Below are 24000 nucleotides of genomic sequence, written 5' to 3'. Positions count from 1 at the left end.
CAATTCTAGCGGTCGCTATTAGCCATGAGTCACCCACTATTTTCAGCCAATTTAACGAGTTGTGGACTTCCTTCTCGACCTTAACAGGCTGGCTAGTACAGACATAACTGCGGTTTACAAACCGGATAATTGAGCCTTGGTTTTCGGCATTGCAGATATCATAGCCTTTCTAGACTTATCTTGTCCAGCGAGCTTTAACTAAGTTTAGATAACTATTTCGCCCTGTAAGTTAACCTCTATCAAGTTTTACTTTGGCACTCTCAGCACTCTTGGTGACTGAGATTCTTGGTTCAACGAAGTCACTTGCTTGCGACTGGATTACTCCAGGTCAAGTAAAAGTGTCTTCTCCTGAAGCGTAAATTCCGGTATGCCCTACCGTACTCGATCGTCTCGATCTAGTCAGGTTTTCGTTCAAATACGAGTTTTCCTAGACGGCAACACCGATCGGTGTGACTGCGTACTCAACAATCCAGTTAAGTTTTTACGTTGTCTAGTTATACTCAATTTTCAACCTGCGACGATCGTATCACACCCAGTACAAGACTGATGAGCACTCTTGATTTAAATCCTTCCCGTCGCTAATGTCAAGCGGAGTGAACTCTAGCTCGTTTTCCGCTTTCCATTGTACGATCGCTCCGGAGCACTCTGGAAGGAAGAAATAAAAGAGAGTGGGGGATGGGGAGAGTGGGGGAGGGGGAGAGGGGGAGAGTGGGAGAGGGGGAGAGTGGGGGACAAACATCTGCCTAATGCCTTTTCCATCTTCCTTCCTTCTGCTTTCTTCCCTCTTCCCGATGACGGCATAACTGATGAGTAATCGGGAATTCTATCCGTTACATCCGTTAAATCCCGCACATTGCGAATAAGGCCGAACTTCCTTCTGCTTTCTTCCCTAGGACTTCCCTCTTCCCGATGACGGCATAACTGATGGGTAATCGGGAATTCTATCCGTTACATGAGTTAAATCCCGCACATTTCTCGTTGCCGAACTTCCGACTTCACGCTTGACTTCTTTACCCTTTTAAACGAGTCCTTCGATTACGGGATGGAAGAAAAACGCCAGCGCCAAAACCGCATAAGCAGCCAACAGCAAAGTACCTTCGAGCCAGTTAGACTTGCCATCAGAACTGATAGAATTCGCAATCAGCACCGACACCGTAACTGCTACAAGTTCAAACGGATTGAAGTTCAAGTCCATCGGTTGGCCCACGATAAAACCCACCAAAACCAACAGCGGGGCAACAAACAAAGCAATTTGCAAACTCGAGCCCATAGCCACAGAAACCGACAAATCCATTTTATTTTTCATCGCCACCGTCACCGCCGTCGTGTGTTCGGCAGCATTGCCAATAATCGGCACTAAAATCACCCCGGTAAACAGTGATGTCAGCCCCAAACGCGCCGTCGCTTCTTCTAGACTACTAACCAGGAGTTCTGACTCGATCGCCACCATGACGGTACAGGCCAACAGTACCGAAATCCACAACGGTAGATTCACCTTGTGGTCGGGACTGTCTGGTGCTAAGTTACTTTCGGCTAATTCTTCGAGACCTTCGACTTCTGCCACCCCTACATCGTAAAGATAACTGTGGGTTTTCATCGAAAACAGCAGAGTCAGCACGTAGACAATAATCAGGACTATCGCAACAGCGCTAGAGAGATTTTGCATAGTTTCCGGGGCGATGCCGATAGAAGTGACATTAACAGCCGTCGGCACCAAAATGGCAATCACAGCTAAGTTCATCGCGGAAGCATTCAACCGCGCGACTGTGGGCTGAAATTCTTGTTCTTTGTAGCGCAAGCCGCCTAGCAGCATTGCAAATCCCATCACCAGCAGTAAGTTGCTGATAATTGAACCGGTGATGCTGGCCTTAACAACATCTATTAGTCCGGCGTTGAGGGCGACGATGCCGATAATCAATTCCGTGGCATTTCCGAAGGTAGCATTCAGCAAACCCCCCAAGTTGGCGCCGAGGACAACGGCGATTTCTTCGGTGGCCGTACCCATCCAGGCTGCTAAAGGGATGATGGCTAGGGCGGAGGTGATGAAGATTGTGGAGGATTCCCAGCCGAGAAAGTGTCCGGCGATCGAAACTGGGATAAATAGCAGCAGGCTGGAAATTATGTTGGTTGTGTTTAGCATTTAAATTCTGAAAAGCTCCCAACCGTCAATCATAGCCTGCCAGCAAGTTTAGCCAAGGGGAGGGGGAAAGGAATTGGATGCTGGTTTAAGGCTATTGGCGATCGCACTCACGTTTTTTGGTCAGAAGTTGGCGAAGATACTTAATAAAATTGAAAAGGTCGATCGATAATTTGAAAATGACTCAGCCGAGAACTAAGCTGCTACACAGATAAATTGCCTGTTCCGAAGATGAGAGAGTGCGCGAGTATCAAGATATCTGACAGTTCGTGGCGGGAGCTAAAATTCGATGCCAGAATTAGAGTGTCAACGAACAACCAACAGCTATATCGTTCCAGGAGTTTTGTCAACATGAATTCACCTGACATGACACGAGATATTGCTTCAGAAGATTTGTCGATCGCCAATCCGGCTGCTTATCCCGAAGTTACGCAACAGCTATCGGAAAACGTAATTTTCACAACCGTCGATGACCTTTACAACTGGGCAAAAATGTCCAGCCTGTATCCGCTGATGTTTGGCACTGCTTGCTGCTTCATTGAGTTTAGCGCCATGCTCGCTTCCCGCTTCGATTTGGATCGATTAGGTGTATTTCCCCGGATGTCTCCCCGACAGGCAGATTTGATGATTACCGCCGGCACAATTACGATGAAATACGCTCCTGTGTTGGTGCGGCTTTACGAACAAATGCCCGAACCCAAATACGTGATTGCAATGGGCGCTTGCACGATTACGGGCGGAATGTTTAGTGCAGATTCTCCGACTGTTGTGCGCGGTGTGGACAAGCTAATTCCGGTGGATGTTTATTTACCTGGATGTCCGCCGCGGCCGGAAGCGATTATGGATGCGATCGTCAAACTCCGCAAGAAAATTGCCAACGACAGCTTGCAAGAAAGGCAAAAGACGGAACCAACCCACCGCTATTACACCCGCCCTCACCGGATGAACGTTGTGCAGCTAATTCACGACGGAAAATACCTGGAAACCCATCAGGTGCCGCCTGAACTTGTCGCATCGGGATTGCCTGTTGTACGGGAGTTGGAATCGATTCGGGCGATCGAAGCTTAAGTATGATTGAAATTCATATCTTCCACGAGTCTCACCGAATAATATCATCTCCGCAACCAAGACCACAATAAACAAGGTTTGTAGTGAGGACTTTAGTCCTCTGATATTTCTGCGGACTAAAGTCTTCACTACGAACCGTTACAGATGACTGTTAATTAACCAGACACCATATGAAATGGATTTTTATATTCGATTAGCTAGCTTAGAAGATATTCCTAAGCTGACAACTTTAATTCCAGATTCTGCTAGAGCTTTGCAAGCAGACTACTACACTTCTGAGCAGATTGAAGGCGCAATCGGCACAGTCTTTGGGGTTGACAGCCAACTGATTCAAGATCGAACATACTTTGTTGCTGAACACAATAACCAAATTGTCGGTTGCGGTGGTTGGAGCCAGCGAAAAACGCTTTATGGAGGTGATTCAGGCAAAAATAATCAAGAAGACAGCCTGCTCAACCCAGACAGCGACTCAGCCAAGATTCGGGCATTCTTTGTCGATCCAGCACGGGCGCGTCAAGGAATTGGCAGTCAGATTATCCAATCCTGTGAACTGGCTGCTGAGCGTGCTGGATTTAAGGATGTGGAGACGATCGCAACGCTGGCGGGAGAGCCATTTTACACAAAATTTGGCTATCGGGCGATCGAGCAATTTGAAATTCCGCTCCCAAACAATCAGTTTCTCCCCGTTGTCCGTATGTTTAAGACCTTTCTGTGCAGCCGGTAACTCAGTAACGATCGAATCAGTGTGAAGGTTGTGCCACTAATTTACAAGAGAAAATACCTGGAAACTTCAGCAGGTCTGATTTCGCATGGTCTTGACAACAAAGTTGACTATTTCTGGGCCTCCTTTCTTCAAATGTTCGCCTAGTGATATAATGTCTAAGTATTGCCCTGCAAGGATAGCTATACATAATAATACTTAGGAATGCTTCAGCCATGCCTCTACAAGAAGAGATTGACAAAACAAGGCAAGAAATTCGGACAGATAGCTACTCAATGTCTATTGGCGAGTGGATCAGTCTTTATGAAAATAAGGAAATCGATATTCACCCAGATTTTCAAAGGTTTTTTCGGTGGTCTGATTATCAAAAATCAACTTTTATAGAATCAATTCTTTTAGGCATCCCGATTCCTCCGATTTTTGTTAGTCAAAGAGATGATGGGATTTGGGATGTGATCGATGGTTTGCAGAGACTCTCAACCATCTATGAATTTGTCGGTCTTTTGAAGCCTGAAAATCCAGAGCAAGAAACATCTTTTTTCGCTTTACAAGAAACTACATACTTACCTTCCTTGAAAGGCAAAAAATGGGACGACCCAGACGACAAAGAGAACTCTTTTAGTCAGGTACAACGTTTATTGATTAAGCGAGCCAAAATATCCGTCAATATTGTTGAAAAAGAAAGCGATGAAATGATTAAATATGAATTATTTCAGCGGCTAAATACAGGAGGATCAATTGCCACGCCACAAGAAGTAAGAAATTGCATTCTTTTAATGTTGAATAAAAATTTGTATGATTTGATGCGTTCACTGGCAGATCGCGAGTCATTTAAAAGCTGCATTGCTTTGAGCGATCGACTCTATGAAGAACAGTATGATATGGAATTAGTATTGCGTTTTATTCTTCTCTTCGACCAAGATAATGAAAGTCTTAAAAAGTTGGGTGGTGACGTGAGTGAGTTCCTAACTGCTAGAATGCGTGAAATGGCTGTTAAAAAAGATTTGGATTTCAGCCATATAGAGAAAGCGTTCGATGTAACATTCAATATTCTCGATCGAGCTATGGGAGATGATAGCTTCAAGCGATATAAATCGGATCAGGATAAATTCCTCGGAGGCTTTCTATTATCTTTATATGAGGTGGTAGCACTAGGAATTGGATACAACTATCAAAATCCAATTGAAATAGACCAAATATCTAATCGTATAAAAACTCTTTGGTCAAATCAAATTTATAAACAATGGTCGGGAGCTGGAATGAATGCAGCAAGACGCTTACCTTATCTGATTCCGCTTGGTAGAAAGGTATTTTCACCTTTATGAGCATCCGAACAGCGGAACAATTAAGTGATAAATTGGCTACCGATCTTGCTTGGCGAAAGAAAGAACTTTCAGAAATGAAATCTTTGATAGAAGCGAAAAATGTTTCTGACCAAAGACATAAAGCATTAATTCGAGGTGGAGTATGTATTCTGTATTCCCATTGGGAAGGTTTTGTTAAGTTAGCAGCAAACTCTTATCTAGAATATATAATCTCAAAAAAGCTTAGCTACCAGGAGCTTTCTAGTAATTTTTTAGCTTTGGCTATGAAAGAAAAACTTAAGGAGGCAAAAGAGACAAATAAACCATCATTGTATATACCTGTTTGTGACTTTTTCCTTTCTGAATTGAATCAGAGATGTCTCCTACCTAAAGATGTAATATCTACTGCATCGAATCTATCTTCTGAAATCTTAAAGGAAATAACTTATATTCTGGGAATTGATTTTTCAATCTACTCTACTAAGTCGGTATTAATTGATACCAAGCTTTTGAAGACAAGGAACGAAATTGCACACGGAAATTATTCGGTGTTAGATAGGGATGAATATCTAGAGTTGCACAGAGAAGTTATAGGAATGCTGGATATATTTCGGAACCAGATAGAAAATGCTGCTATTGAGAAAAAATTTCGGTCTACTTCACCTTAGATAATAACAACAGGAGCAAATAATTATCAATCATGTCAAGAAAACTAGATTTTATCAAAGTAGAAGTCGTCCCGCACGATCCAAGTTGGCGAGATGTTTTTGAGGCTGAGTCAAAACAGATTGCACTTGCACTTACCGAAAATGCGATCGCTATACATCATATTGGTAGCACAGCAATTTCACAAATTCATGCAAAGCCAATTATCGATATGCTAGTTGTGGTCAAAGATATTATCAAAGTGGATACACAAAACTCAGCACTTGAGGCATTAGGTTATCAAGCAATGGGTGAGTTTGGGATATCGGGTCGTCGTTTTTTTCGCAAGGGGAATGAGGCAGGGATTAGAACGCACCACATTCACACGTTTGAAGTGAACTCACCACAGATAGGGCGTCACTTAAGGTTTCGAGATTATATGATTTCCCATCCTGAAGATGCACAGCAATACAGCGAGCTCAAACAAGAACTCGCAAATAAATACTATGATAATATTCAGGCGTACATGGACGGAAAAGCTGGATTTATTAAAGCAATGGATATGAAGGCTGCCAAGTGGAGAGCATCTGATTAAATCTATGATATTAGAAGTTGCAATTCTTGACATTAAACCTAATATGGCTGCTGACTTTGAAATTGCTTTCAAAACAGCTTCAGCTATTATATCTTCTATGCCGGGGTATATCTCGCACGAGCTGCAACGCTGCATAGAAAACACAAATCGTTATATTTTGCTGGTGCGGTGGCAAAGTTTGGAAGACCATACCGTTGGATTTCGAGAATCGCCAGATTATCAAATGTGGCGTTCCTTATTGCATCATTTTTACGACCCATTTCCAACAGTAGAACATTATGAAGTCATTTTGTCATGACTTACGTATTAAAACTAAAGAAACCTGGTTTTTCACCTAATCTGAGGGCTACAGCGAAAAGTTTTTGTAAAAAAACCCGGTTTCTAACCTCTCCTGCGTCCCGGAGTATTTATAAAGTTTTAAGTCTAAAGCATGGAGGAACATCACAAATGATTGATATCGGTTTCACTCACATCGCACTCCCAGTTTCCGATGTTGAGAAAAGTATTGAATTCTACTCGAAGTATGCTGGGATGCAGGTCGTTCACCGCCGGATTGATGCAGCAGCAGGTGTTGCTGTTGTATGGCTTTCTGATGGCACTCGTCCTTTTGTAATTGTGCTGATTCAGACAAACTCTGTACATCCAGTTTTGTCTCCGCTGGCACACCTTGGGGTTGGTTGCAAGAGTAGGGAATATATGGATTCTCTCTGCGATAGTGCACGTCAAGAAGGTGTGCTGGTTGATGAACCAAAAGATTCTGGATATCCGATCGGCTATTGGGCCTTTTTGCGAGACCCGGACGGTCATACTCTGGAACTATCCTACGGGCAAGAAATTAGATTTACGGTGGAGAAAGTTGGCTGAAAATAGGCTGTGCAGGGGCTGAACGGCACTTGCACGGCACGGTGAGGGCGGACGAAAGGCGCCGGGACAGCAGTCGCATATAATTGGAATAGTCCTGAACGGTAAATGTGCCATGCAGCAGCATCAACCGTCAATTGCTCGATCGCCCCGCGAGTATGTGAGTCTGTTTCCCCGCCCACCAAAAATGATGCTCGAATACCCCAACAATCGATAAAAAATAGACTTGAATTGCAAAAATCGGAAAACACCCTGAAATTATCTGCGTTGCATCGTCGGTTGCATCTGTCTGACATCTGCGCTTGAGGGAGCGATCGAAGACTTATGCAATTCAAGTCTATTATTGTATCGAGGCTGTTTCAGCAGTCGGCATCAAGTCGAGGTAAGACATGAAAATCCCCACGCACGCGATCGCATTAATGAGGCTATCTGTTGGCTTCCATAAGTTACTGGTGTCGGGTAAAAGTAACTTTTCACCAAGAAAACTCAACAAAAGATTTTGCGCCGACACAACGCAGCAATTTCGTGCAGCAGCCCCCCTCAGCCAAAGTTTTGCCTGCTGAGGGGTTTCACCCTATTGTTAACTTTCAACAGCACAACCACCATCGATCGCCAAAGATTAAATTTTTCCGGGGAAAACTTGCCATTTAATGAATAAGACTTTAAGATGCAGCAATGTAAATATAAACTCTCAACGAGCAGCCCTGCACGCACTAACCTGAAATGGGTCGAAAGTGCCACAAAGCAGCAACAGCTAACTTTTATAACTCTTTCAACAGCAAAGCATTGGCAGAAAAACTCAGGGATCGACGGTTGGTATATTGCAACGAATGCTTTGCTCGAAATACTACAAATGAATCAAAAATTATCTGCCAAAATTTAGCACCTACAGATGCCTAGCCCAAACGCCTGCTGCGTAAGGTTTAACTTACTGATTAGGCTGGTTTTCATGTCTTTAACTACTTGAGGATTCGATCGCATGGTTTCGATTTCTAAAACTCAGTCCAACGTGCTCTCTGTGTCTGCACCAACCGTAACGACTGCAACCCAAAGCACCGCCGCAACTGCAACTGGAGTGTGCGTGACGATTCACGGTCACTTTTACCAACCCCCCCGAGAAAACCCTTACCTAGACGCGATCGAGCGCCAAGGGAGCGCCTCTCCCTTCCACGACTGGAACGAACGCATTGACAACGAGTGCTACCGCCCGAACGCCTTTGCGCGCATACTCAACGATCGCGGTGAAGTCGCCGGGATCGTCAACAACTACGAATATCTTAGCTTTAACATCGGCCCGACTCTGATGAGCTGGCTGGAACGCTACGATCCCGAAGTTTACCAGCGGATTCTGGAAGCCGATCGCAAAAGCTGTCAGCGCCTCAACGGTCACGGCAACGCGATCGCCCAAGTGTACAATCACATCATCATGCCGCTGGCGAACGAGCGAGACAAATACACCCAAATTCGCTGGGGGATCGCAGATTTTCGCTCTAGATTCGATCGCCATCCCGAAGGAATGTGGCTCGCCGAAACCGCCGTAGACTACGCCACCCTGGAAGTTTTAGTGGCTGAAGGCATTCGTTTTATTGTCTTAGCCCCCTCCCAAGCCGAACGCTGCCGCCCGCTAATCGCGCAAAACCAAGAAGGAGAGCAACAAACAGATGGCGAATGGCACGAAGTCGGCGGCGGCCAAATCGATCCGACTCGCCCCTACCGCTGCTATTTGAAGCCGGAAATGCGGTTGATGGCTGACCACCAACTTTCGCCCCTGAGCACTTACCACTTTACTCGCGGACACGGCCAGCAGTCCTCAGCCCCAAATCCTCACACTCCCTACATCGATATCTTTTTCTACGACGGCCCGATCTCGCGGGATATGGGCTTCAATGACGTTCTCAGCAGCAGCCACCACTTGGCTGGGCGCTTGGGTCAAGCAGTGCGGGGAGACCACAGACCGGCTCAATTAATCTCCGTGGCCACAGATGGCGAAACTTTCGGCCACCACAAAAACAGTACGGAAAAATGTCTCGCCTACGCTTTCACAGAGGAGTTTCCCCGCCGCGGCTGGACTGTGACGAATTATGCTCATTATTTAGGTCAAAATCCCAGCACTTGGGAAGTGGAACTCAAACCGGTGACGGCTTGGAGTTGTTCTCACGGGGTCGATCGCTGGCAAGATGATTGTGGGTGCGGTGGCGGCGGCGGGTGGCATCTCCTGTGGCGCAAGCCTTTGCGCGATACTTTGAATTGGCTGCGCGATCGACTGATTCCGATTTATGAGGAAGCGGGGCGCAAGCTGTTTTGCGATCCCTGGAAAGCCAGAGATGAATATATTGATGTCATCCGCGATCGATCGCCCGCTAACGTTGACAGTTTCCTCCAACGCCATCAAATTCGCGAACTCGATGCCGCCGAACAGGTAGACGCCCTGCGCCTGCTGGAAATGCAGCGCCACACTTTGTTAATGTTCACTAGCTGCGGCTGGTTTTTTGAAGAAGTCTCTCGCCCCGAAGGCGTGCAAATTTTGCGCTACGCCGCCAGGGCGCTGGAATTGGCGGGGGAAGTTGCTGGTGTTCAGCTAGAACAGGATTTTATCGATCGACTAGCCCTAATACCCAGCAACGTTGACTCTTTCAAAACAGGCGCAGAAGTTTACCGCCAACTGGTGACAACAGCCCAAGTCAGTCTCAAACAAGTCGCCGCCCACTACGCGATTAGTGCTCTGTTTGCCAAATATCCCCGCGAACAGCGAGTTTACTGCTATCAGGCCGAACAGCAAGATTTCCAAATTCAGCGCATGGGATCGATGACTCTGGCTGTGGGTCAATTGCAGTTAACCTCGGAAATTACCCGGGAAACAGACGTGTTTGTGTTTGCTGCATTCCACCTTGGGGGCTGGGATTTCCACTGCTGCATTCAGCCTTTTGGCAGCCGCCGGTCTTACAATATGCTCAAAGAGCGGTTGTTTGGAGTTCTGCAAGAAGCTTCGGCGGCCCACGCGATTCTGGAAATGGTGCGGTTGTTTGGGGATCAGTCGTTTAGCTTGCGGGATTTGTTCGCAGAGGAACGCCACCGCATCGTCCAGTTGCTCAGTCAGGAAAATTTGACTCGCTTGGATCAGCTTTACACTCAGGTTTATCGGGAAAATTACGGGGTGATGATGGCTTTCCATCGCGATGAGTTGCCGGTGCCGGTTGAGTTGCAAGTGGCTGCTGAGGTGGCTTTGGGACACCGCTGTTTGACGGCGGCGAAGGCGCTGGAACTGGAAACCGGAGACGCGGAACCTCTGCTGGCTGACATTGAAGCGATCGCCACTGAAGCCGGTCTCCTCCGCAGTCGGTTGAAGGTTCCTGAAGTTAAGCAAATTTTGGAACGGCTGGTTTGGCGATCGCTAGACACGCTGCTGCAAGCAGGATCGGGCGTAGATGAACGATCGCCTCTGGAGTTAGAAGCCGATATCCTCCACATCGAGCGTTTGATTGCTGTGGGCGATCGGCTGAGTCTGGGTTTGTGTTTGGACAAATCGCAAGAACTGTATTTCGATTCTCTGTACAGTCAAATTGTGCCTCTGTGTTTGGGCTGGCTGCAACGGCAAGCTACTTCGGACGGCGAAAATAAGGTTGACCCGGTTGCTTTAGATATCGTCGGCTCAGACGGTGGCTGGGAGTTGTCTTCGATCCGGCAGTTGCTGGAGTTGGGTCAAACTCTCGCCGTTGATGTTGAGTGTTGGTTGGATCAGTTAAGCCGATCGCTGGTCGATTAGCCTGGATCAATTCCGGCACAGCAGAATCCGCCCGATCGGTTTAAATGCCGATCGGGCGGTGGGGATCGAGCTAGAGTCGATCGGCATTCAGGCTTCCCGGAATCGAAGTACCGACAAACAACCGCCAATTTTCTTTGAGTATTCGCTCTACTTCTGTGGGAAGATGAAAAGACTGTCCCCAAAGCCAACAAGTGTTCTGCACTTGCAGGCTTTGTAGAGTTTTGAAGAAAGAACACTAAATTTTTTAGCTATGAAAATTGGCGATCGCGTTTGCGTTAAAAACTCTGTTGTTGTCTACCACCACCCGGAAAATCGCAGTCAACCAGTTGAGATTAAGGGTATGGAAGGAGAAATCGTGGCGATCGTTCACGAATGGCACGGCAGACCTGTCAGTGCCAATTGGCCGGTGCTAGTTCAGTTTGACAAAAAATTTCGAGCTCACTTCAAAGAAGATGAAGTCGAATTGGTTTCTGCTGAAGCCTAGCTTTAGTATTGTTTTGTGCTATTATATCCCCGACTTTTTATTAAAGAAGTCGGGGTTCTGCTTATTATATCCTGGACGAGCGATTTACCATAATAATATGCCGGCAAGAGCGGGTTTTTGAGCTTGTCAATTATTGGCGGGTATTGTTGTTGAAAGGGCCCTTACCATATTAATAATAGGCCGGACATGATATTACAGCAGAGTCCACGTTGATGAAGTAAACCGTAAGAGCCCCGTAGGGAAACGGCACTGCCGTGTCCTTTATCTCTGCCAAGGAATGAGAATTAAATAACTTACAATTTTTATTGTTCTTCTGGCCCATCCCACAAATATGTGTAAATTATTTAATTCGAGATCCTAAGCTGTTGCGTGCCGCAGTTAAATTCTATATTTCGATGACAATCGAGAATTCTCTTCCCCTCTCCCCGTCTCCCCCGTCTCCCCCGTCTCCCCGTCTCCCCGTCTCCCCCTCTCCCCCGTCTCCCCGTCTCCCTTGTCTCCCCCTCTCCCCCGTCTCCCCGTCTCCCCCTCAATTAAGTGAATGTTTTTACCGTGTAGTTTTCAATTCCAGAGGGGTTTTTATCATATTTGTACTGGAATCTGATTGCTTGAGACGATACCCCATACTGTGAACTGTCTCAATTAAATCTTCAGCAGCTCCCGCAGCTTTGAGTTTTTGACGCAAACCTCTGATGTGAACCTTGACAGTATTTTCTTCTGGTGGAGATTCCAACGACCAGACGTGTTCGATCATGACACTTCGACTGAGAACACGGCGACCATTTCGCAACAGAAGTTCCAGAAGCGCGTATTCTTTGGGCGTGAGATGGAGTGGGGTGTATCTATAGCTAACTTCATAGGTACTGGGGTTGAGGCGAATTTCTTCCCATTCTAAAATCGGCCCAGAAGTGCTACTACCTCGACGCAATAAGGCTCGAATCCGAGCAAATAGTTTTTGCAAGTCCACGGGTTTGACTACATAATCATCAGCCCCAGCATCAAGCCCATTAATTTCATCACTGAGGGTGTCACGGGCTGTGATCATCAGGACAGGCATAGTATAGCCGTGCGATCGCAATCGATGGCAGAGACTAATTCCATCAAGTTCTGGTAACATCAAATCTAGCAGCAGCAAATCATAGTTGAGCATCTTTGCTTGATGCCATCCAGATTCCCCATCGGTAACTATATCAACAACATAGCGCTGGTCTGTCAAGGCTTCTGCCAACGTTTCTGCAAGGCGCAGATCGTCTTCAACCAAGAGAATCCTCATAATCAAGAGGCTGGGGGAAAGTACAAAGCCACTTATTGACTTTTAGACAAGATTGAGTTAGCGAACCAGAGCGCTCTAATACCAATAGGGCTAGGGCGATCGCCATGCTGGCTCCTCAACATCTTATTCGCATTTGGGCCCCAAATTTTACCGATTTGCGATCGAGATGTCAACAAGTTTTGACCCAAGGGAAGCTCAGAAACCATTGGCCAAAGCTTTCTTAACAAATATTGCCAAAAATCACGATTTATTACTTATTGAGAATCTTTCCGATTTCTTTACCATTTTCTGACTCATTTCTTTACTTGTTATATGTAATTGTAGGTGGGATCGGCACTTGGATGGGGTCAATTCTCCCACCCACTTGATAGTTAATTTGGGAGATTAGTGTTAAATGGCTTTTGGACCAGCTTCAAGATTGGGAGTGAGCCTGTTTGATGAAACCCCACCAATAGAGCGGGTTACAGGTAACTCCAATGAAGACCTTGAAACCATCATTCAGGCAGTATACCGACAAGTTTTGGGAAATGCCTACGTCATGGAGAGCGAACGCCTCACCGTTTGTGAGTCGCAGTTTAAACGCGATGAACTGACGGTACGGGAGTTTGTGCGTCGGGTTGCAAAGTCTGACTTGTATCGATCGCGATTTTTCGATAGTTGTGCTCGCTATCGGGCGATCGAACTCAACTTCAGACATCTACTTGGTCGCCCTCCGCTGGATCTCGAAGAAATGCGGAGCAAAAGTACCATTCTGGATACCAAGGGCTTTGAGGCTGAGATCGATTCTTATCTCGATAGCGATGAATACCAGAATACTTTTGGAGATGACATTGTTCCCTACATCCGGGGATACAAAACCGAAGCTTGTCAAAGCATGGTGCAGTTTACCCATACCTTCGAGTTGGTGCGAGGTGCTTGTAGCAGCAGCTTGAAGGGAAATCTGGCTGGTAAGAGTCCGCGTTTGAATTCCCTAGTAATTCAGGGCACGCCAACCGCCGTAATTTCTCCAGCCAGCAGCGGATCGACATTCCGCAATCCATCCGGTAGTGCTCGGACTCGTCATGGCGCTGGATCGGATGAAAACGGAAAAGTCTATCGCATTGAAGTTACCGGCTATCGCGCCAATGTGGTGAATCGGATTTCCAAGTTTCGCCGCAGCAACCAAGTTTACCTGGTGTCGTTTAACGAACTATCCGAAACCTATCAACGGATTCACAAACAAGGTGGGACGATCGCTAGTATCACCCCTGTCTAGTTGAAAGTCGATCAATTTTAGATTTTAGATTTTAGATTTTAGATTTTAGATTGAAGAATTATTCGGGGCTTGTAATGAGAATTCGGAGCTTTGCTTCAATCAACAATCAACAATCAATTATCAAAAATCAACAATCATTCCGGTACAACTGGAATTGATATAAGCCGTGTATTGCTGACATATTAAACCATTCTCAATTAACCTTTTACGAACAGGCAAGATGCCTGTTTCACAAGAAATCCACTCTTTGTGGAACAGGCATCTTGCCTGTTATTGACAGTGGTGCAAGATTTCAGCTACTACCAACTATTATCTGTAAAGGAGATTAATTGCAATGGCAGATTCGACAAAATGTGAACTGTGGCCAACCAGCGGTGTAGATGAGGTGCAAGCTGTGATTCGCGCCGTCTACAAGCAGGTTTTGGGCAATCCCCACGTGATGGAAAGCGAGCGCTTGGTAACTGCGGAATCTCAATTGTGCGATCGCAGCATCTCCGTGCGTGAATTTGTCCGATTGGTTGCTAAATCTGATTTTTATAGCACTCGCTATTTTCAAAAGTGCGCTCCCTATCGATTTGTAGAACTCAATTTCCTGCACCTGCTAGGTCGTGCACCACAAGATCAAACAGAAATTTCTGAACACATTATCCGCTGTGTTGAGCAAGGCTACGGTGCCGAAATTGACTCCTATATCGACAGCGACGAGTATCAAACCGCTTTTGGTGAAAACGTTGTTCCCTACTACCGAGGCAGAAGCAGCGAAGCAAATACCAAGCAAGTAGGTTACAATCGGATGTCGCTGCTCGATCGGGGTTTCGCCCAAATCGACAGTGCCGTCAAAGCTTCTCAGTTAGTCTACGCCGTTGCTACCAACAGCGCTAACGCCATCAAGCCCTCAACCAGTCGAGGAGGCGCTTATGTCGCAACCGAAAAAATGTTCAAAATTGTGGTAACAGGGTCGAAATTCGACAGACCTCGGCGCCTCAGTAACACGACATACATTGTGGCAGGAGACAATATGAGTCCGCAAATTCAGCGGATCAATCGCACCTCTGGCAAAATTGTCAGCATCACTGAGATTCTCTAAATCCAACAAAAACAAGAAGTTTAATAGATGGATTTAAGTCATATTTAGAGGGTTTTTCTGGCTTCTCTAATTAGATTCAGCTATCTCTAAATTTCTAGCAACAATTGGATAGAAATTGAGATTATATCAGTTTGTCAAAATAATTGTACAATCTACATCTTTGGGTCGATATTCTACAATCAACCTACTGTTGTTACTGTATAATTTGGGATAACTGGTATTTCCTCATCTTGAGAGCCGTAAACATCTCCAGAATTGGAGGATGCCCAATTCTGGAGAATGCCAACTCTATTGATAAACTAGCTGGAGAAATTTAATTTGAAATCCTCATCACGTTTTTTCGATCGGCCATGATTCTCTATACTCCAATACTTAAGACAGTTTGTTTAAAGCCTCTGTAAGTTGGACAGTACCAGCCCTGCAATTTTTAATTTTTTTTCTGCGTTGCCATTAAAAACAAACTTGGAAAAAATAGTTCACAATAGATCCAGCCTAGGTTTCATGTACTCGATTAGCACCTAAAACTGTCCGAAGTATTGATACTCAATCATATTAGAATGTTGCCACCACAAGCCCAAAAAAAGTTGCAATGCTGGATTCGCAGCCGTCATTTAATTTGTTCTGGCAATTTTTACATCTTTGAAACTATAGACTATAGCGCTATTGAGCGATTTACCGAGTCGATTACGGCTTTAGGAGGAACATTAATCTCGGTTCAGCCGATCGACAAAATTTGGATGGGCGATCACCGTCAAGTCATTCTATATCGTGCCAAAGCCAGTTTGCATACGCCTTGTCACAACCTCAAGCAATACTGGTTTAAATATGGTAGTTTCCAGACTAGGTTCGATCCAAGCTCTTGATCTGGCTGATACTGGTTAGCATGGTTGTAGCATTGTTGTTGTCTGTTGGTGGCATCCTGATTTTCATAGGAATTATCCAACCATTTTCTATGCTAAGTAACATTTTTCTAGTTGCGATCGGCGTTTTAGTTGTGGTAGTAATTTGCCCCTGCTTCAAACAGGAAGTAGCCCGACGACAAACAGCCGAAGGGGTGCTGCGCCAACAAACCGATCGCGAACGGTTAGTCAATCAAATTGCTCAACACATCCGACAATCCCTGGATTTAGACCACGTGCTAGAAACCACGGTAGCAGATGTGCAACGCTTTCTGGAAGCCGATCGCGTTCTCATTTACCGCCTGTGGCCAGACGGAACGGGTAGCGCCATTAACGAAGCCGTTTTACCCCCTTACCCCGTCATTTTAGGAAAATCCTTCCCAGCAGAAGTCTTTCCCAGCGAGTACCATGAGGCTTATTCTCTGGGGAAAACCCGCCTCATTGCCAATCTTGAAGAAGCCGATCTCGAAAATTGTCTGACTGATTTTCTTCAACAATTTGGAGTCATAGCAAAATTGGTTGTCCCCATCATCCAAGAAAATCGGCAGGTTGAGGGGAATCCTTCTGTACCCTATCTTTGGGGGTTATTGATTGCTCACCAGTGCGATCGCCCGCGCATCTGGGAAACCTGGGAATTGGAGTTAATGCAGCAACTAGCGACGCAGGTGGCGATCGCCATTCAACAGTCAGAATTATACCAACAGCTTCAACAACTCAACGCCGAACTAGAACAGCGCGTCCAACAACGTACCGAAGAATTAGCTGAAGCCAACGTCGCTCTACGAGACGAAATTGGCGAACGACAGCGCACCGAAGTAGAACTGCGCCACACCAACCACACCCTAAAAACCCTGATTAGCGCCTCTCCTCGCGCTATCTTCACGCTGGATATAGAAGGGTACGTCAAAATTTGGAATCCTGCCGCCGAACAGATGTTTGGTTGGACTGAAGCAGAAGTCATCAACCATCCCAACCCAATTTTTATCGACGATCCATTAGAAAATTATTCCACTCTCCGCAGCAATCTCCTGCAAGGAATCACATATAGTGTCGAACTGCGCCGCCACAAAAAAGACGGAAGTGCGATCGACATTATCTTCTCCGCTGCTCCTTTAAAGAATAGTGAGAATCAGATTGAGGGCATTGTCGCAGTGATTGCCGACATTACCGAACAAAAGCAACAGGAAGAACAGGTGCGACTCCTCCAATCAGTTGTTGTTAACACAAATGATGGCGTCGTAATTACCGAAGCGGAAGCGATCGATGAAGTTGGTCTTCGCATCATCTATGTCAATGAAGCATTTACCCAGATTACAGGATATAGCCTAGAAGAAGTTTTGGGTAAAACACCCCGGATTTTGCAGGGTAAAAAAACCGATAGCACAGAATTAGACAAAATTCGGATAGCACTTTCGCGTTGGGAATCTGTCACCGTTGAAGTGATTAATTATCGGAAAAATGGCTCCGAATATTGGAATGAATTTAGTATTGTTCCTGTTGGCGATCGCACGGGTTGGTATACTCACTGGATCGCCATCCAGCGAGACACCACCGAACGAAAACAAGCAGAACAAGCCCTGCGACATAGCGAAGAACGGTTTCGATCGCTCATTGAAAATGCTCTAGACATCATTATGATTCTAGATACAGATGGTACGATCGGCTATGTCAGTCCTTCTGTGGAAAAAGTCTTAGGGTATTTAGTATCTGAACTCGTGGGGAAAAAAATATTTGAGCCAATTCACCCAGATGATTTTACCACTACTTATCAAAGTCTCACCAATACTTGGCAAAGTGCAGAACTCAACCGTCCCATTGAATTCCGCTATCGGCACAAAGATAATTCTTGGCGAACCTTGGAAGCGATTAGCCAGCCTTTTATAAACAATGCAGCCACCACACAAATTATCGTCAATACTCGTGACATCACCGAACGAAAACGACTGGACGAAATTCGGTTAGCCCTGGAGCGCGAAAAAGAACTGAGTATTCTGAAAACCCGTTTTTTTTCAATGGCATCCCATGAATTTCGCACTCCACTCAGTACGGCTTTAGCAGCAGCTCAAATTCTAGAAAACAGCCCAGACGAATGGAATGACTCCCAAAAGCGACTGAGAAACCTGCACCGAATTCAGGATTCTGTAAGGAATATGGTGCAATTGCTCGACGATATTTTAACCATCAATCGCGCCGAAACTGGGAAACTAGAATTTAATCCAAAATTTTTGGTTTTGGACAAATTTTGCGAACAATTTGTGGAAGAAATGCGGCTCAGCGCTGGCAGTCAGTATACCATCACCTTTACCTGTGAAGGAAATCCAATTCCCGTTTGCTTGGATGAAAAATTGTTGCGATCGATTCTGTCCAACGTATTATCCAATGCGATTAAGTATTCGCCTAAGGGAGGTAATGTGCATCTTGGTTTAGAGTTTCAGTTGCATCAGGTGCTACTCCAGGTTTGCGATCGAGGAATTGGCATTTTTCCAGAAGATATAAAGCAGTTGTTTGAGCCATTTCACCGAGGTAAGAATGTCCGAACTATCCCTGGTACGGGATTGGGATTGATCGTGGTTAAAAAGTGCGTTGACTTGCATCAAGGTAGTATTGAGATTACCAGTGAAGTTGGTATTGGTACAACTTGTGTGGTGACACTTCCGCTGGTATTATAAAACTATCAATAGGTCAAGGTATGTTGTTGCGCTTCAGCGCTCTTTCCTAATATTTGTAAAGAGCGCCCAAGCGCAACTACGTACCTAATTTGTCTGACTACAATAAAACCGTCCTTTCTGGATAGGATATATACAACTACTAATAGGCTAAGGTATGTAGTTGCGCTTCAGCGCTCTTTCCTAATATTTGCAAAGAGCGCCCAAGCGCAACAACGTACCTAATTTGTGTGACTGCAATAAAACCCTCCTGTCAGGATAGGATATATAAAACTACCAATAGGTCAAGGTATGTAGTTGCGCTTTAGCGCTCTTTCCTAAGATTAGCAAAGAGCGCTGAAGCGCAACAACGTACCTAATAAGGAGCACGATCTCATTTGGCAAGATGGGAATCATGGCCGGCTGGGGCTTCGAGCTTGACTGGTGGGGTAGCTTTGAGATCGTCGAAGAGGGCTTTTTCTTCACGAGCAATTGCATTGTAATCATTCACTTTCTGCTTGTAAATATCGAATTGCTCTTGAAAAGCAGCAACGCGCTCCTGCTGTTCGCGCACTCCATCGTTAAATTCTTGCACTTTTTGATTGTAATCAGATTTTTTTTGTTCAAACTGAAACACCTTTTCTGGAGAGCCGTTACCCTGTCGGTAAGATTCTTCAGCTTGTTCCTTAAAACGCATTAAATCCAATTGCAACGCATCTAGATTGCGTTTCTTCGATCCGAGTTCGAGATTGTGCTCTTTGATTGTTTGCTTGGTTTGTGCGAGACTTGCTTCTAAGGTCTCAATTTCAGGTTTGAGTTGCTGGGATTTCTCATCTAATTTTCGCACAATCTCTTGAGACAGATCGGCTAACTTTACCACTTGTTGGCGATCGCGAAAGTAACGCTGATAGTATTGTTCGAGTTCGACATCGCCGAGATAGCCGAGCTCTGTCCCCAGATACGAGTGCAATTCGTTAACATACAAAGCTATATCCTTTTGCTGGTATTGCTTCAATATGCTAGACAAGCGATCGTTTTTGATTTGCAAAGCAGCTTGTTTGAGTTGGGGTGTTAGCTTGTCGCGATCCGATGGACTGAGGCGAGTGTAAGCGGCATGGAGCATTTCATGGGCTGCTGTCACTTCCATCACGCCTTGAAATCGATCGTCTGTAACCGACTGAATCGCGATTTTGCCCGATTTACCGTTGGTGAAATAGCACCCAAAGATAATTAAGGTATCCTTCACCTTTTCTTTTGTTTGACAGATTTTAAAGAAGGTTTGCTTGGGTTCGATGGTTGGAGTTTGCCGGTAGAAAATTTGTTGCGCTTCCCGCGTCATGGTGGTGGCGGTGGCGAGACGTTCGATTGCTGCTGAAGGTGGCGCTACACCAATCCACTCGTCAAGCTGCGAATTTAAGACAATCCTAGAGATGGCCACAACTAGCACAATTATCCAGAAGTTCTGCGATCGAAATAAGTTTTTTATCGACCATTTTATATTCATAAAAATTTTGGTAAATCCATTTCTTTAAAAACTGCTAGGCGCAGATAACGCTGGTAGGTTAGTGACTCGGTGGAGGCGCTAATTTGAGTTTTTATTTGGGAATGTAGGATGCAAATTCATCGGAGCGCTACAGTTGAATTACAATTTTACCATTGAGTTACACCAGACGACCGATCGATCTGCCTTTCTTGTTCAAGAAAAGATGTCAAATGGGTTCTGTAGCCTTTCTCAGGTAGATGAGGTACAATGTGACCAACCCGACTGGACATGATATGAGTCGCGATCGCACAACTCGATCTGCAAGATACTGCTACAATCGTTAGCAGCATTGAACCGATCGATAAACTCATTGCTAATTTGGGCGATCGCACCAGAATCTTCATCTATATTACAGATGATACCTAGCACGACACTAACTAGATTTTGCCTTCTCCGAATTCCAGGCCAAGGTCTGACAGAAATATTTAGTTTTTGCTCTAAATCGATCGCTAATCCAATTATGTGACCTTCAATCCAGCCGCCGCATTTTTCTAAATTACCAACTTCTGCACTACTTACCGTCAATACTAAAAACGCATTTGATTGTTCCAGTAAATCAACGGACTCAAATAGAGTTGTCCAAGTGGTATTTCCCGCCAATACTTCCGACGCAATTTCTGCACCGCGACCCAATTCGCGGCGCAATATTTCTGCGGTCGATCGCGTGACATTTCTGGTACTGTTTTGACAAGGTGCGATCGATGTAATTACAGGCAACCATTCCCGCGATTTTTGTACTTGATACTGTGTTCCGGCTTCAGTTAATGCTATTGGTTGAGTCCAATCGTGTTGGCTGAGGATTTGGAAAAAATGAGCAAGTAATATATCTAGGTTTAAGTGTTCGCTATGAATAGAACTCCAAGCTGTCAGTAATGCCCAAGAAAAATTACCGAGAAATCCCCAAGCATTACCGTGAATCTGACGTGCTTTCGCCCAGGTTCGCACCGCCCTTAACAAGTTTATAAATAAATCCCAGGACAAATGTTGGCTGACTGTATCTACCATTAAATCCGCTTCCAAAGCACCTACTACGGCACTCCAACTGACGGCATCAAAAAATGGTCTAGCCTCTTGAGATAATGGTTCAATTATCTGGAATTGTCCGAGGGTTGTGGCAGAGAGTAAATCGACTGCCACTCCTTCTATTTCCATTCTCAATACTGGTACTCTCCCCGATTTTACCAGTTGGGAGCAATAGCACAATCCTGCTAATCTAGTTTGTACCTGTTTGAGGAATGTTTCTCCTGTTAAAGGGGCAGGAATTATACAAAGTAAATCTAAATCGCTGTGGCTGCTTTGTATGCCGATCCGCGCCGATCCAATTTGCTGTAATAATGGTTGGTAGCCTAAACATTCTTGACAGGCTTGGGTGACGATCGACTGAATTAGTTCTTGATGCAGTGTCTGTGTTTGGCTTAGTTTTGGATCGAGTTGGTTGATTATTTGTATTAGTGATAAGTTAGACTCATTTTCTCGTGTTTTTGCGCCGGGATTTTCTGGGGGAGTTGCCGATTTTAAAGGTATCCGATATCTAATCTCGAATGGTTCGTTATCGCGACGGCTAATTAGGGCGATCGAGTCTACTTGAAATTTGACTGGATGCCATTGGGAAAGTTCGGTTTTGGCGACTTCGGTTGTGTCAAATTGACCTACAGTTAAATGGGGTGTGAATCCGTTAGCTGATTTGCTACTTTGTTCATCACATTGCGGAAATATTTGTTGAAGTATTGCTTGTAATTGATGCAGTGGATCGGCAGGTTGAGGAATCGGATTTAACCATGCCGTACAGCTAGAAGAGTGCGTGAAAGTTTCAAAGTTTGATAAAGTTATAGTAAATGGTTCTAGTTTTGTCAGTGCTTGGGTAATGGCTGCTGCTGCTTCTGAAAAATATGATTCTGGCAGAAAACCATATATTATATTGATATGAGGCATCCAACGATGAAATTGCCGATCGCAACGGCGGCGAATACTTTGAATTGCAGGTAAAATGTCATCCGGTGGAATGATGACAACTGCACTTTTATAGACAGGTGAGATGGTTTGCAAACAGGTGATGGATTCTAGTTGGGTGAGGAGACCAAAATGATCTGAGGGATAGATTTTTCCTTCTGTATCTGGTATGGGATTGCAGGCAAATAATTCTATTTGACGAGATATCCAATCTCGGTTCTGACTCCGTAACATCATCCTATCTAACCGTCCCGCAAGTCCAGTTAGACTCATTAATGCTGCCAAAGGATTAGCCTGGGGATGGAAAGTGTATCCCGGATCTTCGGGATGCAGTGTTTGCCAAAGATCGATAAAATTGTTTGTCGTTAATATCTCTGCTGGTTCGTTGTCTTTGGCATTGAAATCGCCAACAATTAGACAATCTCCCGGCTGTGAGTTTAGGTATTCTAGCAAGATATTAAGTTGCTTATACCTGACTTTTTCAGAATTTTTATTGTAATCGCTGGTGAAATGGACGGCGGCGACATTGAGAGTTTTACTATTCAGCAACCACTTTCCTACTAATACCCGCTTCCGTGGCGAGTAGCGATATTCTACTAAAGTAAATGGCAATCGCGATAGCACTAATAAACCGTGCCATTCCAGCGTTTCGCCTTGGGGAGATTCGGAGATATGATAAGCCTGAACCCAATCCTCAGCTAATAATTTTTCTAATAAACGCGGTGTTACTTCTTGAAGGGCGATAATATCGGCATCACACTGACGCAGATGCTCTATAATTATCGGAATTCGCTGGGCTGTCTCGGTAAGTTCTGACTCGTAGAGATCTGATAATACGTTATAACTGACAATTTTTAATCTGGTTATCGTTACCGACTCTAAGGGCAAATTCCTGGCTTGCCAATTTTGTTGATTGTATTGGTAAATAGATCTAGTCGGGAAGTCTTTCACAAAGGTGGGATTTGATTGTTGAGGATCGATTTGCAGTTGCTGGTTTGCCGATTCTATATTTTCCGTGGCGACAACCCATGCCGCGACTGGTAATTCTCCAGTAGTAAACAAGTCTACCAGCCGATCGCGATCCCAAACAATTGTTTCCCCACATTTAACATAACGAATCCGATGCCAGGGAATATCGCCATCGACTGCCCATTCTGACAAAGGCTTTTCCCGCATATTACCAGAAATGCGATCGCTAAAACCAAGGCTAAAGGCACGATGGTCTAAACGACTATCCCATAAAATGCGATCGTAAATCTCGCGGATTGTCGCCATTTTGGGTTTTGGGGACTTTGGCTGTGACATGGCATGATGCGGTTATAGTTACGCGTATAACACGAATATAACTATATTGTACTACACGAAAAAGGCGATCGTGTCGGGTGCGATGGGTGTCGATAAGGTAGCTTATTCCCATTTCCCATTGAAGGTTCGTAGTGTGGACTTTAGTCCGCAACATACTGCGGACTAAAGTCCACACTACGAACAATTTTTGTTATGTTAATCGACCGGACTTGATATTACAGGCAATTATTAACTTGAAAAAATTGAAAGGGGATGATAATGCCTATCAGCTTCGGATTGGTGACTATCGAATAGGTTTTTATTTTGATGGCGAAACTGTTACTTTTGCCAGGGTGCTTCACCGGAAAGATATTTATCGCTACTTTCCACCATAAAACTGTTTTCACTCTGACAGAACGTTTTAGGTAACTTCTCCTTGTCCTTTGAAGTAGTAGATTAATGTATTTGTATCCGATTAGTTCCACA

Annotated in this window: 19 protein-coding genes; 14 read left to right on the top strand and 5 right to left on the bottom strand. The window is 45.0% G+C overall.

The features are described from left to right. Positions 1 to 1018: 1018 nt before the first annotated feature. Positions 1019 to 2140 carry a calcium/proton exchanger gene (gene cax, locus JGK16_RS08985; protein ID WP_293186864.1) on the bottom strand — a complete coding sequence of 374 codons (1122 nt, stop codon included), beginning with the start codon at positions 2138 to 2140 and terminating at the stop codon, positions 1019 to 1021. 363 nt (positions 2141 to 2503) lie between these two features. Here cax and nuoB point away from each other — a divergent pair, with 363 nt between their 5' ends. The 9 genes from nuoB to JGK16_RS08940 all read left to right on the top strand — a co-directional run bounded on the left by nuoB (position 2504) and on the right by JGK16_RS08940 (position 11094). Beyond that, entirely contained in the window at positions 2504 to 3205 is a 702-nt protein-coding gene (gene nuoB, locus JGK16_RS08980; RefSeq protein WP_293186872.1) for an NADH-quinone oxidoreductase subunit NuoB, read from the top strand. Positions 3206 to 3380: 175 nt separating this feature from the next. Then, on the top strand, positions 3381 to 3929 hold the full coding sequence (locus tag JGK16_RS08975; RefSeq protein WP_293190210.1) for a GNAT family N-acetyltransferase: 549 nt from the start codon (positions 3381 to 3383) through the stop codon (positions 3927 to 3929). Positions 3930 to 4141: 212 nt separating this feature from the next. Next, on the top strand, positions 4142 to 5251 hold the full coding sequence (locus tag JGK16_RS08970) for a DUF262 domain-containing protein (protein ID WP_293190212.1): 1110 nt from the start codon (positions 4142 to 4144) through the stop codon (positions 5249 to 5251). After that, entirely contained in the window at positions 5248 to 5898 is a 651-nt protein-coding gene (locus JGK16_RS08965) for an MAE_28990/MAE_18760 family HEPN-like nuclease (RefSeq protein WP_293190214.1), read from the top strand. The genes JGK16_RS08970 and JGK16_RS08965 overlap by 4 nt, the downstream gene beginning before the upstream one ends. Positions 5899 to 5930: 32 nt before the next feature. Continuing rightward, positions 5931 to 6470 carry a GrpB family protein gene (locus JGK16_RS08960; RefSeq protein WP_293190216.1) on the top strand — a complete coding sequence of 180 codons (540 nt, stop codon included), beginning with the start codon at positions 5931 to 5933 and terminating at the stop codon, positions 6468 to 6470. Positions 6471 to 6474: 4 nt separating this feature from the next. After that, positions 6475 to 6768 (top strand): antibiotic biosynthesis monooxygenase, encoded by a 294-nt coding sequence (locus JGK16_RS08955; protein ID WP_293190218.1) that lies wholly within the window; start codon positions 6475 to 6477, stop codon positions 6766 to 6768. Positions 6769 to 6917: 149 nt separating this feature from the next. Continuing rightward, entirely contained in the window at positions 6918 to 7334 is a 417-nt protein-coding gene (locus tag JGK16_RS08950) for a VOC family protein (RefSeq protein WP_293190220.1), read from the top strand. 429 nt (positions 7335 to 7763) lie between these two features. Beyond that, positions 7764 to 7982 (top strand): hypothetical protein, encoded by a 219-nt coding sequence (locus JGK16_RS08945; protein WP_293186870.1) that lies wholly within the window; start codon positions 7764 to 7766, stop codon positions 7980 to 7982. 328 nt (positions 7983 to 8310) lie between these two features. Next, positions 8311 to 11094: a DUF3536 domain-containing protein gene (locus JGK16_RS08940; protein WP_293190222.1), complete on the top strand. Its 2784-nt coding sequence runs from the start codon at positions 8311 to 8313 to the stop codon at positions 11092 to 11094. A 70-nt stretch (positions 11095 to 11164) separates the two neighbouring features. Here JGK16_RS08940 and JGK16_RS08935 read toward each other — a convergent pair whose 3' ends face one another. Continuing rightward, positions 11165 to 11296, bottom strand: coding sequence for a hypothetical protein (locus tag JGK16_RS08935; RefSeq protein ID WP_293182345.1), 132 nt, complete (start codon positions 11294 to 11296; stop codon positions 11165 to 11167). A 48-nt stretch (positions 11297 to 11344) separates the two neighbouring features. On the opposite strand from JGK16_RS08935, the gene JGK16_RS08930 reads away from it, so the two are divergent. Beyond that, positions 11345 to 11578 (top strand): ferredoxin-thioredoxin reductase variable chain, encoded by a 234-nt coding sequence (locus JGK16_RS08930; RefSeq protein ID WP_293182347.1) that lies wholly within the window; start codon positions 11345 to 11347, stop codon positions 11576 to 11578. Positions 11579 to 12125: 547 nt separating this feature from the next. Here the strand turns inward: JGK16_RS08930 and JGK16_RS08925 are convergent. Next, positions 12126 to 12851, bottom strand: coding sequence for a response regulator transcription factor (locus JGK16_RS08925; RefSeq protein ID WP_293182349.1), 726 nt, complete (start codon positions 12849 to 12851; stop codon positions 12126 to 12128). Positions 12852 to 13245: 394 nt separating this feature from the next. Between JGK16_RS08925 and JGK16_RS08920 the strand changes: the two genes are divergently transcribed. The 4 genes from JGK16_RS08920 to JGK16_RS08905 all read left to right on the top strand — a co-directional run bounded on the left by JGK16_RS08920 (position 13246) and on the right by JGK16_RS08905 (position 18761). Beyond that, positions 13246 to 14106, top strand: a complete 861-nt coding sequence (locus tag JGK16_RS08920; protein ID WP_293182351.1) for a phycobilisome linker polypeptide — start codon at positions 13246 to 13248, stop codon at positions 14104 to 14106. Positions 14107 to 14440: 334 nt separating this feature from the next. After that, complete coding sequence (locus JGK16_RS08915; protein ID WP_293190223.1) at positions 14441 to 15193, top strand: phycobilisome rod-core linker polypeptide; 753 nt, start codon at positions 14441 to 14443, stop codon at positions 15191 to 15193. Between the two features lie 557 nt (positions 15194 to 15750). Then, complete coding sequence (locus tag JGK16_RS08910; protein ID WP_293182355.1) at positions 15751 to 16056, top strand: CpeR family transcriptional regulator; 306 nt, start codon at positions 15751 to 15753, stop codon at positions 16054 to 16056. A gap of 89 nt (positions 16057 to 16145) precedes the next feature. Further along, positions 16146 to 18761 carry a PAS domain S-box protein gene (locus JGK16_RS08905; RefSeq protein ID WP_293202975.1) on the top strand — a complete coding sequence of 872 codons (2616 nt, stop codon included), beginning with the start codon at positions 16146 to 16148 and terminating at the stop codon, positions 18759 to 18761. A gap of 370 nt (positions 18762 to 19131) precedes the next feature. On the opposite strand, the gene JGK16_RS08900 is transcribed toward JGK16_RS08905, so the two are convergent. After that, positions 19132 to 20241, bottom strand: coding sequence for a hypothetical protein (locus tag JGK16_RS08900; RefSeq protein ID WP_293182359.1), 1110 nt, complete (start codon positions 20239 to 20241; stop codon positions 19132 to 19134). Positions 20242 to 20469: 228 nt separating this feature from the next. Then, the gene (locus JGK16_RS08895) at positions 20470 to 23535 is read right to left on the bottom strand and encodes a poly(A) polymerase (RefSeq protein ID WP_293202973.1); all 3066 of its coding nucleotides are present in this window, start codon (positions 23533 to 23535) and stop codon (positions 20470 to 20472) included. Between the last annotated feature and the right edge of the window lie 465 nt (positions 23536 to 24000).

The organism is Microcoleus sp. PH2017_09_SFU_O_A (assembly GCF_020738625.1).
Lineage (GTDB): Bacteria > Cyanobacteriota > Cyanobacteriia > Cyanobacteriales > Microcoleaceae > Microcoleus.
Note: the sequence above shows the minus strand (reverse complement) of the source record. Positions and strands in the feature narration are given on the sequence as shown.